This window comes from Aquimarina spongiae (assembly GCF_900141785.1).
Lineage (GTDB): Bacteria > Bacteroidota > Bacteroidia > Flavobacteriales > Flavobacteriaceae > Aquimarina > Aquimarina spongiae.
In genome coordinates this window covers 557,757-572,440 of record NZ_FQYP01000003.1, presented here as the reverse complement: position 1 = coordinate 572,440, position 14,684 = coordinate 557,757, and the positions used below count along the sequence as shown (strand labels likewise).

Annotated in this window: 6 protein-coding genes; 4 read left to right on the top strand and 2 right to left on the bottom strand. The window is 38.6% G+C overall.

All coding sequences use genetic code 11. The annotated features are described in order from the left end of the window. The coding region (locus BUE24_RS09770; protein WP_139241960.1) for a DUF11 domain-containing protein at nt 1-5,525 on the bottom strand (5,525 nt) is incomplete at its 3' end. Between the two features lie 586 nt (nt 5,526-6,111). Between BUE24_RS09770 and BUE24_RS09765 the strand changes: the two genes are divergently transcribed. The 4 genes from BUE24_RS09765 to BUE24_RS09750 are packed head-to-tail and all read left to right on the top strand — an operon-like array spanning nt 6,112 to nt 10,334. Then, nucleotides 6,112-7,500 carry an ATP-binding protein gene (locus BUE24_RS09765; protein WP_073315807.1) on the top strand — a complete coding sequence of 463 codons (1,389 nt, stop codon included), beginning with the start codon at nt 6,112-6,114 and terminating at the stop codon, nt 7,498-7,500. A gap of 1 nt (nt 7,501) precedes the next feature. Further along, nucleotides 7,502-8,338 carry an aldo/keto reductase gene (locus tag BUE24_RS09760; protein ID WP_073315806.1) on the top strand — a complete coding sequence of 279 codons (837 nt, stop codon included), beginning with the start codon at nt 7,502-7,504 and terminating at the stop codon, nt 8,336-8,338. 25 nt (nt 8,339-8,363) lie between these two features. Next, nucleotides 8,364-10,028 carry an NAD(P)/FAD-dependent oxidoreductase gene (locus tag BUE24_RS09755; protein WP_073315805.1) on the top strand — a complete coding sequence of 555 codons (1,665 nt, stop codon included), beginning with the start codon at nt 8,364-8,366 and terminating at the stop codon, nt 10,026-10,028. Between the two features lie 21 nt (nt 10,029-10,049). Next, entirely contained in the window at nt 10,050-10,334 is a 285-nt protein-coding gene (locus BUE24_RS09750; protein ID WP_073315804.1) for a UBP-type zinc finger domain-containing protein, read from the top strand. 16 nt (nt 10,335-10,350) lie between these two features. Here the strand turns inward: BUE24_RS09750 and BUE24_RS09745 are convergent, their stop codons facing one another. After that, a complete protein-coding gene (locus BUE24_RS09745) occupies nt 10,351-14,400 on the bottom strand; it encodes a hybrid sensor histidine kinase/response regulator transcription factor (RefSeq protein ID WP_073315803.1) in 4,050 nt (1,349 codons plus the stop codon). Nucleotides 14,401-14,684: the final 284 nt, after the last annotated feature.

Sequence of the window (14,684 nt, the reverse complement as noted above, 5' to 3'; positions counted from 1 at the left end):
GGATCAAACTGATCACTATCAGTTATGAGTGCTACATTTAGATATTCATTGGCAGTACCCGTTGGTGCATCTACGGTTGCATCAAAAGTAAGTACTAGTGGAGTCGTTGTAGTTACTGCTTGCGACGCCCATGTGATTGTTCCTGCAGTTTCACTACCTGGAGCACTGATGTTTGTGATATTACTATATCCATCTGGTACGATATCTTGTATATCGACTCCTGAGGCATCATCCGGTCCATCGTTGGTAATGGTAAGAGTAAAGGTAACGACCTCCCCTACGTTAGGAGTAGTGTTACTTACAGTTTTACTGATGTTTAGGTCCGAGACTTCTGGGGTAGGGATGCTTGCATTATCTTCATCATCTTCGCTTTGATCCCCATCATCATTATTGGGTGTACTATTTGGATCTACTTGATCACTGGCAGAAATTTCGGCTATATTAGTATATTCTCCTGTAGCACCGGTAGGGGCATTTACAAGAGCTGTAATCTGTATACTTGCTGGTACGCCCACAGCGACAGTACCTACGGTCCATACTCCGGATCCTGGGGCATAATCACCTCCACTATTATCAGTTTGATAGGAAAATCCTGCAGGAAGTTGATCTATCACACTAACATTGGTTGCTGTATCGGGTCCAGTGTTTGTAACCGTTATTGTAAACACGACAGAATCTCCCACATCGGCAGAACCTGGTGAAACAGTTTTATCGAGATCTAGATTTGCAGTTTGAATGGTAACATTAGCTGTATCTTCATCATCATCAGGAACCGAATCTCCTAAATCATCTACAGTTTCATCTGCGCTGGGATCACTGTCAGGATCAAACTGATCGCTAGCAGTAATTTGAGCTGAGTTTATATAAGGTCCTGTGGCGTTTACCGTAACATCATATGTTAGTGTTAAGATAGCTCCGCTAGTAATGGCTAGCCCTGTCCATGTTATTGACTGATTTCCGGCGTTATAAACCCCTCCATTACTTACTGTTCCTGGAACAAGAGTATATCCAAGTGGGATTAGATCTTCGACAATAACTCCACTTGCATCAGAAGAGTTGGTTAGGGTAGTATTATCATTAAAAATTTCAATACTAAATGTAACTTGATCCCCAATATTAACAGCAGAAGGGGTAACCGATTTTGTGAGTTGCAGATCCGCAACCGGTGTGATGTTGATAGTAACTTGATCTGTTGCCGGATCACAATCTCCATTGGTTATGGCCCATTCAAATACATAAGTTCCTACAACGGTAGCCGTAACATCAGTACCAGGGTCTAAAGGATCTACAATATTAGCAGTATTAGGTCCAGATACCTGTGACCACATTCCTTGGCCTGCTGTAGCCGGAGTAGCATCTAGTGTTACTAAAGAGAACTCTGGAAGTATCTGATCTGGTCCGGCTTCAGCAATAATAGGATCAGATCGTATGATGATTTCCATGGTGTCTACATTGGTACATCCACCTCCCACTACTGTCCAGGTAAATTCGTAAGTCCCCGGAGATAAATCAATAATCAAACTTTCAGGGTTGTTAGGTGCAGCGATGGTTGGACCCGCAGGCCCTGCTGTTTGTGTCCAGGTGCCTACTCCACTGGTAATTGGGTCAGCATCCATAAAAGTTTGAGTGGCATCACATAGATCTTGATCAGGCCCCGCTTCAGCTGGTGAAGGTGGCGCTCCTGTAAATGTTATGGTAACCGTATCAGATTGAGGATCACACAAGTTTGGAGATACAGGATCTGTAAAAGCAGCGGTATTTGGATTTGTCACTGTCCAAGTTAAGATATATACATCGTCAATTCCATCATTGCCTACATCATCTGGTACATTGATTAGTGGAGAATTTGGGTTATTTGGAAATTCGATAGTGGCAACACCTCCCGAAGGATCGTCTCCAGGATTGGCAAATGACCATTGACCCGTACCACTGGTAGGAGTCGTAGCTGCCAGTGTTATATCATCTTGACAAGCATTTGGTTGATCTGGTCCTGCTTCAACAGGATCTGGACCTTCAAATACTTCGATTCTCACAATGGAGGCTTTATCTGTACAATTATTGATTGAATAATTCCATTCCAAAATATAAACGCCAGGTTCACTTAGTCCATTTAATGTAGCATTTGGATTATTGATTTCTAATGCAGGAATTGAAGCTGAAGCACCTGGTTGGTCAACAATTGTCCAGGTAGCTGTTAATCCCGGATCTGCGGGAGGAGTACTCCCAGCAAGCGTAATTGATGTGGTGTTATCCGAGCAAACAAAACGTGGTAAGCCTGCTACGGGATCAGCACTAGGACCATCACTAACCGTTATAGTTACATCATCAAAATTATTACATGTAACTCCTGCCCCTGTATAATCTGTGGTAAATCTGAATGTATATGTATTTCCGGGAACAACAGTTGCGTTTGCCGTATTACTATTTGCTGGAGATTGGGTGATAACAGCCCCGTTGGCAGTAACTTCGGTCCAGGTACCCGTAGTAACAGTTGTTGCATCGGGATCGGTTGTTATTGTAGTTGCTTCCAGAAAAACGCTGGTTACTTGACATAAGTCTTGATCATCTCCTGCATCTGCAGGCGCAAATACGTCTACCTGAATTTCATCTGAGTCTGTTCGGGGATCACATACAGGAGAACTACCTACTGTAGTCCATCTAAAGATATAAGTACCAGTTGTAAGATCATTTACAGTAATACTATTACTACTTGGATCACTTATTGAAGGGGTATTTGGGCCCGATAAAACGGTCCATGACCCGGATTCGGTTATAGGATTATTTAATGGATCTGCAGTGATCGTTGTATTGTTGTCAGAACAGATAACTTGATCCCCACCTTGGATAACTGCTGGGGTTACTGGTATTCCGATATTAATAATTACGGTATCCGATGCAGTAGAGCAACTTCCAAAAGATACGGTCCATGCGAATTCATATGTACCGTCCAATAAATTAGAAAATGTAGCTGTGGGACTATTAATATCGTCAACAGTAAATCCTCCGTTACCGGTCACCAAGCTCCAGGTTCCTGTTCCCAGTGCTCCAGGGTCTGTAGCTGCCATGGTAAAAGAAGTGGCACAAAAACTGTCATCAGGCCCTGCATTTGCCGTTGCAGTATTAGCAACAGTTATCTCCACACTATCAGAAGTAGCAGTACATGCTGGAGAAGGAGGGATAGAGGTATATTCTATGGTCCAGGTAAATGTATATGTTCCATCACCTGGTAAAGTTACATCCGTATCGAACTGATTTTGATCTACAAAAACAACACCAGCTGATGGTGTTACAGTCCAAGTTCCCGTTTCATCAGGTTGTTCCGGATTACCAGCCAGCGTTATATTGGTAGTGCCGGAAGGAAGACAAGCATCTGCTCCGGCATCTGCTATGGTTGGTGATTCATCCGCTGTGGTAGTTATGGTAACGGTGTCCGTAGCTGCAGGGCCACAAAATGTGAAATCGTTGATTAAAGACCAGGTCAGTACATAAGCAGTAGATGGGTTGACAAACCCGGTTGCTATGGTGTTAGGATCATTCGGGTCTTCAAAAACAATACCATCTGGGGATGACCACGTACCTGTTTGACTCTCAGTGGGCGGGTCTGCAGCTAGCTGTACTGGTGCATTAAAACATACTGTTTGATCTACACCAGCTTCTACGGGATTATTATCTAATGGTGATACAAATACTGTAGTGTCAGAAAAAGATGGAGGTGTACAATTGGGACCTGCAGAAACGGAGTATCGAAAAACATATTCTCCTGGAATTAGGTTTGATATTGCAGGGGATTGAGCATATATATCGGCTATGGTCGCAGTATTGGGGCCAGAAATTTGAGACCAAACAGATTGTCCCGTGGTAATAGCATTACCAGCAAGTGTACCACCTGTTTGTCCACAAATAAAGGTTTGATCGGATCCAGCATTTGCAGAGGTGGGGATCAGAGAAACAGAAATTGTGACCAGATCTGTAGCTTCGTCACAACTTTGTAATGAACTTCCTGTTCGTAATCTTTTAAATTCTATAGTATAGGTTCCCTCCACATCCAAATCATTTATCGTGGTTGGACTACTACCAGCATTAATAGGAGTGCCATAGCTTATAGAAGGGTTAACAGGCCCGCTTAAGATTGTATATTCAGTACGAGTTCCACTATTGAAAACAAACGGAATAGAAAATGAGGTTTGACCACATGCCCCTACAACATCGTCTAGGCTATCGTCGTCTGTATTGGGATCTGCAGGAGGATCAGGAGGAAAAGCATTTATACTTATTGGGTTAGTATTATACCTTACTCGCACTGTGTCTGAAGAGTCACACCCTGTAACAGTATTTGTTATAGTATATCGAAATTGATAAGAGTTTGGTGCTGTTAGACCTGTGACTTGTGTAGTGCTATTGGTAGGGTCTACTATGGTTACAGGTGGGTTGCCATCTATTTGCTCCCACAATACTGTCTCATTGGTAAAGTCTGGAGTAGATCCCACTAAGGTAGTTTGGGTAATACTGGCATCACAAAATCGCTGGTTATCATTATCAATAGTTGCTGGAGTTACATCTTGTGTAGCAGGATCCACTGTTATAGTTACGGTATCTGTGCCAGAAGCACAAGGTCCGGTAACCGTCCACTGAAATACATAGGTTCCTTCTGTTAAATTACTTATTCCGGTAGTGTTATCATTAGGGTCCGTAATTGTTGGTGCTGTAGGGCCACTTACAAAATTCCATGTCCCCACCTGACCATTAATATTATTACCCGCAAAGGAACCATTGAGATTGGTCGATTGACTTACAGTATAGCAACTATCTAAATTTTGTGGGGGGCCAGCATCAATGGGTTGCTCTCCTCCAAAGTTAGTTATAGTGATTTCTGCAAAAGATTCACAAAATATACCCGATCCAGGATCTGTAGGTCCAGTTATCGTCCAGCGTAAAGTAGTTGTTCCTGCGCTTCCCTCGGGTAAGGTTATTGGTGTAGAGGCTGAAGTAGGTAAAGAGATACTTACTCCTGCATTATTAGAACCTACAATGGACCAAGCACCAGTTTCACCTGGATTTGTTGGAGCATTACCATTGATGATCAAGGACCCGGAACTGTCCGGACAAGAAGCAATATCAGGAGAGGCTGTAGCTTCAGTTATGGGTAACACAGTAATTTCTACGTCCTGAAAAGGAGTATCACCGTTAAAACATTCGGCTGAATATCTAAAACCATACGTATTACCTCCAATAAAGCCTGTAATGATAGGGTTATCTATATTAGGATCGCTAATAGTTACAGTAGGTCCTGATATTTGTTCCCAGGTAGGTCCAGAAGCATAGGTGTCTGGGCTAGTACCATCTAGCTGCATTACATCATTCACACAAATGGTTTGATTTATTCCTGCATTTAAGGTACAACTTTGGGCTTGTACGTTTGGTGTACACCAAAATACCAGGCCTAAAATAAATAACCAGTTATAAACATAATTGGGTTTTAAATAGAAAAAGGTACATACAGAATTGAGGAAGTAATTTTTCTTCATAACGGTGGTTAGTGTTACTGATAAGTTGCTATAAATTTTGTTAAACTCTAGAAAAAAGGAAGGAAATACGAATTGTTAAAAACATGTAAAAATCGATTAAAGCCCTATTTTTTCGACAAAAGACATTTTGATTATAAGAACAAAAATAATAGCTTATAATTTTGTTAAAATGGTATGATTAAATACCGGAAATCCGTATGCGTAAAAACCTCAAAATAGATACTTTTTAACAGTTATTTTTTTTACGGAAAACCATAAAAAAACAGTAATGTTTATAAGGGTTTATAGGCTGGTTACTATGTTTAAAACTTCTGTAAAAAATGGGGAATTTAACTTGAAAAATTGCCTTAATAATTCTTGAGTTAAAATGTTAAAATTCAAAAGGTTTTAACAAATGAATATGGCAAATAGTACTCTTGATTTTTTAGAATTTATAATTTCTTCGTTTTTAATTATGAAATCATAATTATACCATCTTTGAATCAGGTTAAAAATCTCGGTTGCACACTGAAGTTTTATCAAAATCTTAAGATTTGTCCTATGTTTGGGTATTGTAATATGCCTTTTAATTAGGTAATTTTAGCTAATGAAACCAACCACACAACAACTACGAGAAATACCCGATTTCTTGAATGTTCCTGACCAGCAATTGCAATGGTTGATCGATAAATCAGATATTGAGACGTTTACGCAAGGAGAATTTCTGTTTAAAAGAGGAGATGCTACCGCACATTTATCGATTATTCTCGAAGGGAAAATCGTGATCAAATTAGAACAAAATGGAAATTTCAAAGTGGTTGGAGAAATTTCTAAAAATGGAATATCCGGCCTATTACCATTTTCCAGAATGAGTTCTGCTGCAGGGTATGGAGAGGTTACCCAAGATGCCAAAATCCTTCTTCTGGAAAAATCCTTTTTTAAAGAAATGGTAGCCAATCATTATGAACTCACAGAATCCTTGGTGCATAACATGACCTCTCGGGTACGAGAATTTACCAAAAATAATGTGCAGTCAGAAAAAATGATGGCACTAGGTAAGTTGTCAGCTGGTTTGGCTCATGAGTTGAATAATCCAGCATCAGCAATGGTAAGTAGCGCCAAAGCCTTGAAGAAACACTTGTCGCATGTCCCAGAAAAATTTAAAAGAGTGACTTCGATACGTATTTCGGGAGAGCAAGTAGACACTATCAATGACATTCTTTTTAATAGCATTACGAATCGCCCAGAAAATAACATGAAACTCACCGAACGTGCCGAAAAAGAAGATGAGTTAGAAGAATGGTTAGAAGGTCACGGACTGGAAGATGCTTTCGAACTTACCGAAACCCTGATCGATTTTTGTATCGACATCCCTGCTTTACAAAAGATTTATGACACTACCGGAGAGGAAAACTTTGCCAGCGCAGTAGAGTGGATAGAAAATGTATTGACCACCGAAAAAATTGTAGACGAGATTAGTGAAGCTTCGGATAGAATAGCCAAATTGGTGCAATCCGTAAAAAGCTATACCCATATGGATCGGGCTCAGGAAAAAGTAGCAGCCGATATCCATACCGGGATCGATAGCACGTTAGTGATGCTAAAACATAAGCTAAAGAAAAAGAATATCGAAGTAGAAAAGCATTTTGCTACCGAGCTGCCGCACCCCAAAATATATATCAGCGAGATCAATCAGGTTTGGACCAATTTGATCGATAATGCGGTGGATGCCATGGAACCTTCGGGCCGATTGCAAATTACAACCAACAAAGACAAAAGTTTTATCAAGATTGATATTACCGATAATGGGAAAGGAATTCCGCAAGAACATATCGGGAGTATCTTTGATCCCTTTTTTACTACCAAAAGTATTGGAGAAGGTACAGGGATCGGATTAGAAGTAGTGCAACGAATTATTAACCAACACAACGGAGATATAAAAGTGACCTCACAACCCGGAGCAACCACGTTTACCGTTTGTTTACCTATAAATTAATATGAAAACGATTACAGATATACGAGGTACATTTCAATTGCATAATGGGGTAGGTATGCCCTATTTTGGTTTGGGAGTGTATTTGGCCGACAATGAACAAGAGGTGGTAGATGCCATACACTGGGCATTAGAAACGGGCTATAGGCATATCGATACCGCAAGTATTTATAAGAATGAAGAAGGAGTAGGAAGAGCCATACAAACAAGCACCATACCCAGAGAAGATGTTTTTGTGGTGAGCAAAGTATGGAATGCCGATCAGGGATTCGAAAGTACTTTGAAGGCATTTGAAGATAGCCTAAACAGATTGCAGCTGGACTATCTGGATTTGTATTTGGTGCATTGGCCGGTACAAGGAAAATATATCGATACCTGGAAAGCCCTGGAGCAATTGTATAAAGAGAAAAAAATTAGAGCGATTGGGGTGAGTAACTTTATGATACATCATCTTGAAGATTTGATGCAACATACCGAAATCATTCCTATGGTCAATCAAATGGAATTTCATCCACACCTTGTACAACAGGATTTGATTGATTTTTGTAATCAGCATCATATTCAATATGAAGCCTGGTCCCCGATGATGCAGGGTAAAATATTTGATCTGAAGATCCTGGATCAATTTGCCGAGAAATATAAAAAGACTGTAGCACAAATTGTGTTACGGTGGAATCTTCAGAAAGGTGTAGTTACCATCCCCAAATCTGTAAAAAAAGAAAGAATACAATCCAATGCCGATCTGTTTGATTTTGAATTATCCCAAGAGGATATAGATCGGATAGATGCCTTAGATCAAAATAAACGTACTGGGCCAGATCCAGATAATTTTAATTTTTAAGGCCGAAGTAAACACTAGATAAGAAATGAAAAAACCCATCCTATTTGCATTAGACGACGATGAGCAGGTATTGCGTGCCGTAACCAGAGACCTGAAATCGCAATATCGAAAGGAATATAGAATTATGAGTACCCTTTCTGCCAATGATGCGCTGGAAGCCTTGGTAGATCTCAAGAAAAAAAATGAAACCGTTGCGCTTTTTTTGGTAGATCAACGTATGCCCGAAATGTTGGGGGTGGAATTTTTAAGCGAGGCAAAGAAACATTTTCCTGAAGCCAAAAAAGTGTTGCTTACTGCTTATTCTGATACCGATGCTGCCATCAAGGCGATTAACGATGTACAGTTGGATTATTACCTCACCAAACCCTGGAATCCACCAGAAGAAAAACTGTATCCGGTATTGAATGATCTTTTGGATGCCTGGCAGTTGGATTTTCAACCTGATTTTGAAGGGATTCGAGTGATAGGGTATCAATTTTCGCCAAAATCACACGATATTAAAGATTTCTTGTCCGGAAACTTATTTCCTTTTCAATGGTTGGATATAGAAACCAGCGATAAAGCACAAGAATTGGCAGAATTACACAATCTTACCCCTACAGATATGCCTGTAGTGTCTTTACATGATGGAAGCTGTTATAAAAACCCGGATATTATCGAGCTAGCTACCGCCTTGGGACTCAATGCGCATCCACAGGATAACCTGTATGATGTGGTGATTATTGGTGCTGGCCCATCGGGATTGGCTGCAGCAGTATATGGCGGATCTGAAGGACTCAAAACATTGCTTATCGAAAAACATGCTCCGGGAGGTCAGGCGGGAACCAGTTCCAGAATTGAAAATTATTTAGGATTTCCAAAAGGATTGAGCGGCCAGGAGTTAACCCACCGCGCTATTACACAAGCTAAACGATTTGGGATAGAGTTTTTATCTCCACAAGAAGTTACCTCGATTTCCGAAAAAGATGGATATAAGAGTCTAACCCTGGGAAACGGAGAATGCATTAGTACTAAAAGTGTGGTGATTACTACCGGAGTAAATTACAGAAAACTAGAAGCCGAAGGAATTGATCAATACACTGGGGCAGGAGTGTACTATGGATCATCGATGACCGAAGCACAGGCCTGTAGTAATAAAGAAGTATATATTGTAGGTGGAGGAAACTCGGCAGGGCAATCTGCAGTATATCTTTCCAAATTTGCCAAAAACGTATACATCGTAGTGCGTAAAAAGGATTTGAGCAGCAGCATGTCTAGTTATCTTATCGATCAGATCGATGCGATTGATAATATTACGCTACTCGGGCATACCAATGTTACTAAAGCGATGGGAGAGAACGAACGCTTGACCGCCTTAGAACTAACCTGTAATAACCCTGATGAGGTAAAAGAAGTTCCTGCTGACGCACTATTTATTTTTATTGGGGCTCGCCCCTATACCGATTGGATCGAATTAGGGATCATCAAAAATGAAAGAGGATTTATTGAAACCGGTAGGGATCTAAGCAGGTATGATGATTTCAAAAAAGTATGGAAAAAAGATAGAGAACCTTTTTTACTAGAGACCTGTAGTCCCGGAGTTTTTGCCTCTGGAGATGTGCGGGCAGGGGCGATGAATCGTGTAGCTTCGGCGGTAGGCGAGGGGGCGATGGCCATTAAGTTTGTGCACGAATATTTATCTGAAATGTAATGTTTGAAAAATGAATCCAGTATGCAACTAAAACCTAAAATATGTGATCACCTTAAGGATTTTGATGCAGAAAACCTTAAAAGGCATGAACGTTTTGAATGTGCAGAATGCGTCAAAACTGGGGATACCTGGGTGCATCTTAGAACTTGTCAGATTTGTGGGGTCACTCTTTGTTGTGATTCTTCTCCTAATAAACATGCCAGTGCGCATTATCAATCTCATAAAGATCATAACATTGTGATTTCTGCAGAGCCTAATGAACGTTGGGCCTGGTGTTATGAACATAAGTCCTTTTTAGAGTATTGATTAAAAAAAAATCGAGTTATGCACCAAACTTCTCTGCATACTCTGTTGGGGTTTTTTTATAATACTTTTTAAACGCTTTTGAGAAATATTTTGGGTCTTTAAAACCTACCTTATATCCAATTTCTGAAATACTGTACTCGGTCTGTTCCAATAACTGACTTGCTTTTTTCATGCGAACAGAAAGAATAAACTCTTTAGGAGTAAGGTTGGTCCAGGCTTTAATTTTTATAAATAGCATAGTTCTGCTCAACCCAAGTTCCGAACAAAAAAAGGCAATATTAAAAGTAGGGTCGTCAATATGATTTTCTACTAGAGTCAACGCCTTATGGAACAGTTTATCATCTACCGAAATATGATCTTCATTACTTAGTACATTGGTATTGATTTGTTGTTCTAATCGCTTCTTTGTATTAAGAAGATTGTTGACAACCAACAGAAATTCTTTGATATTAAAAGGTTTTTCAAAATATGCGTCTGCGCCAGATTCCAACCCTTCAAGCTTATGTATTTGCAATGATCTTGAGGTAAGCAAAATAATGGGAATATGACAGGTTCTGTCATCGTTTTTTAGCTGGTTACAAAGTTCGGTTCCAGACTTTTTGGGCATGATTACATCGCTAATAATAAGACTAGGATGATATTTTAGTGTTTTTCGATAAGCGTCTTCTCCATCTATAGCATAAATAATACTATAAGACCCTTTTAAGAGATCAATCATGTACTGTCTGAACTGATCATTATCTTCAACTATCAAAACCACTTCTTTTTCCGTAGAAACAAACATGTTTTTGAATTCAACTTCTATGGTGTTTTCTGTTTTTGGGATCATCTCTGCATGATTGGAAATATAGTCTTCCTTAGCAGTTGAGATTTCGTTTTCCTTTAAGTGGGCTTTCCCCTTTTTCAAAAATACTTTAAACACAGAACCATTTTGTTCTTCACTATCTACGGTTATCCTACCATGATGTAAATCGATAGCTTTTTTGGCTATAAAAAGTCCGATTCCACTACCTTGATTGAAATGTTTTTGATATTGCAAATCACTGGCCACTTCATAATATTTATCAAAGATTTTATGTATAAACTTTTCATCAATTCCTTTCCCATTGTCAGCAATTTCAACAATCACATGATCTGTATCCTGATTTACTTTAACACTAATGATCCCTCCTTTTTTAGTGTATTTGAATGCATTAGAGATCACATTAAAAAACACCTTTTCTAGTTTCGTTTTGTCATAATACAATTGGATTTCATCCTCGACACTTTCAAAAGAATAAGTGTAATTTCCTAGATCAGCATATTCTTCAAAGGAATGGTAAATGTTTTTGATAAATCTTACAATATCGTCGTTTTCGGTCAACAATTGGGTGTGGTGGTTTTCTAACGCTCTGAAATCCAAGAGCTGGTTGGTGAGTTTCAATAATTGGCTAGCATTACTCTCAATGACCTGAAGTTTTTTAAAAACCTCTTTATTGCCTTTATAATTTTCAATCACTTGCTGTAACGGAGCAAGAATTAAGGTTAGGGGAGTTCTAAAATCATGAGAGATATTTGTAAAAAACTCCAGCTTGGATTGATTAATTTCTTTTTGCTGTATGCGCTCTTTTCGTTCTGATCTCAATTTATGAGAAAGGATCAGCTTTGCCCGCATATTGTTGTAGATGAGATACAGCGTCAAAACTATCGTTGCGAAATATAAAAAGTATGCGAATGGTGTTTTCCAGAAAGCTGCTTTCAATGTAATAGGTAGCACAGTTGCAGTTTTGTTCCAAATTTCCTCATTATTCGCTTCTTTTACCTCAAAAATGTAATTCCCTGGTTTTTGAATGGTGTAAGAAACCTCATGATTGTCAGTAAATTTCCAATCGTCATTTAATCCTACCAAACGATATGCATACTTGTGATTTGGAGTTATAAAATTAGGAAGTGCAAAATTGATGGAAAAGGAATTTTGATCATAGTTCAAGGTGATTTTATCCAGATAAGAAATATTTTCATCAATGGTTTTTCCGTTGATCTTAAACTCAGATAAAATCACGTTTTGATCAAAATTATTTTTTTTGACTTGTTTAGGATTAAAAAAAGAGACACCTTTAATTCCTCCAAAATATAAATTTCCATTTTTCGACTTTAGGTAAGAGTTGTTAATAAATTCGTTACCCATAAAATTCTCTGACTGATTATAGATGGTGGCTTTTTGTAAAGAAGGATTGTATTTTACCATCCCAAGGTTACAGCCGATCCAAAGATTTTGTTGATGATCTTCTACGATACTAAATGCCGAAGTAATTTTAGAATTCAAAAGTTTGAAATCTACCTTTGTAAATTGATTTCTTTCAAATTGTAAAACTCCTCTTTCTTTGGTGCCTACATAAATTTTTCCCTCTACGGTTTGATATAAACTGATCACATTATGCCCATAAAAGGTTTTTTGATCGTACAAAAAATGTGCTACTTGTGGAGATGTACTACCAATATCTTCGTGCCTAATTTTGTTAAGTCCCTTATCGGTCCCTATCCAGAGATTTTTGTTCTTGTCAAAAATCATCGTGCGAATACGGTCATTGGTGACCCCGTTAGATCCCTGATCAGATACTCCGATATGAGTTACATCTAGTGTATTGCGATTTACAACAAAAACACCATCTCCAAAGGTTCCAAAAACCATATAGTTTTCTATAGTCGTAATGGCATACACCGATTTGTTTTCAAGAAAGGTGTTGATATGTTTTATTTCTGGAGTATCATCAAATTTTTGAGTGGTAAGATCAAATAAATGAACTCCGGATTTTAAGGTACCTATCCATAACTGATCCTTTTTAAGGAGTAAGGATTTGATATTTGAATTCAAAAGTTTTTTATGAAGTGCTTGCGTGGTAATAAGATCAGATTTGCCATTGCTATGAACAACCTTTATTCCTTGGCCTTCTGTAGCAAAATAGTATCTATTTTGATCATCTTCTACCATCGCACTTACTACACCCAAATCCAGTGCCAGGGATCCGCGAATATCATAAAAAGTACTAAAACTGGTGTTGAAAGGATCCCAAAGATTAATCCCACCATAATAGGTTCCTATCCAGATAGATCCGTTACGATCCATGAAAATTTCTTTAATGCTATTTTTACTTAAACTTTTGGGATCTCCCGGTTGCGGGGTTACATGCAGGATACTTTGATCTTGTTGAATGATAAATAGTCCATTATAAGTGCCGACCCATAAATTTCCTGCCTTGTCATAACATAGTTTACGTATGTCCCTACTGCTAATCAAAGGCGCTGTAGTATGATTTTGATATGGATAAAAGTCTTTATTATTTTGATCAAAGACCAATAGACCATTACTCTTTGTGCCTATCAAAAGATTGCCATTTTGGTCATTACTAATCGCCTGGATTTGAATGTTTCTAGACTCATCATTTACAATCCATGGATATTTAATGACCTTAAAACTGCCGGGTTGGACCTGATAAAGTCCTTTTGTGGATCCAATCCAAATTTGATGATTTTGATCTTTAAAAATAACCGCTATGGTACTGCTTGAAATTTCTTTTCCGTAATCTGAAGCATCTTGGATTTCGGTAAATTCGGCTTTGTCTTTTTGATAAATAAACAAACCACTCGACGTACCTAGCCAAAGCTGATTTTGATCAATCTCTTTTATGGTTCTTATAGAAAAATGCTGGTTTTTATTGTTTTCGGTAGTGTAGAAGTACCGCGTGAATTTTTGCTCTTTTGGATCAAAACGATTTAAACCGTTATATGTCCCCACCCAAATATATCCATCAGTGTCTTCCAGAATAGAAAGAATGTCATTATTACTGATGGTAGCGTCATTCTTGGGGTCGGTTTGATATACTGTAATTTTTTCTCCATCGTATTTATTAAGGCCATCGCGTGTACCCATCCAAACTTGACCTAAGCGATCTTGTTCTATGGCTAAAACGGTACTTTGTGATAATCCCTCGGCAACAGATAGGTGGACAAAGTTATTGAAGTTGTATTCTTGAGATAAAGCAAAAAAATGAACTACCCATACTAGTATGCTAATAGTGTATTTCATTATTCATTGGGGTGATTGGTTAAAGAACTTTTAAAGATAACGCCAAATTCTTGGAATATTATGAATCCATCTTGACGAGATTACTTTATAAAGATAAAACATACTTCGATACAATAGTAACTTTTTCGTACTTTATAGTAAGATTTTCGTGCTGAAAATCAACTGTTTGTATTTTTTTACCCCTATTATCGTACTCTTGAACCTGAAAGTTTCCTTAATATTGACCCATCAAATTTTGATCTATTACCCCTGGATGATTTATTTGATTAAGGAACACTAAACAG

What these genes read in the sequence shown, in the direction of transcription:
- BUE24_RS09765 (WP_073315807.1), top strand. Translation starts at nt 6,112, where the DNA reads ATGAAACCAACCACACAACAACTACGAGAAATACCCGATTTCTTGAAT.
- BUE24_RS09760 (WP_073315806.1), top strand. Translation starts at nt 7,502, where the DNA reads ATGAAAACGATTACAGATATACGAGGTACATTTCAATTGCATAATGGG.
- BUE24_RS09755 (WP_073315805.1), top strand. Translation starts at nt 8,364, where the DNA reads ATGAAAAAACCCATCCTATTTGCATTAGACGACGATGAGCAGGTATTG.
- BUE24_RS09750 (WP_073315804.1), top strand. Translation starts at nt 10,050, where the DNA reads ATGCAACTAAAACCTAAAATATGTGATCACCTTAAGGATTTTGATGCA.
- BUE24_RS09745 (WP_073315803.1), bottom strand. Translation starts at nt 14,400, where the DNA reads ATGAAATACACTATTAGCATACTAGTATGGGTAGTTCATTTTTTTGCT.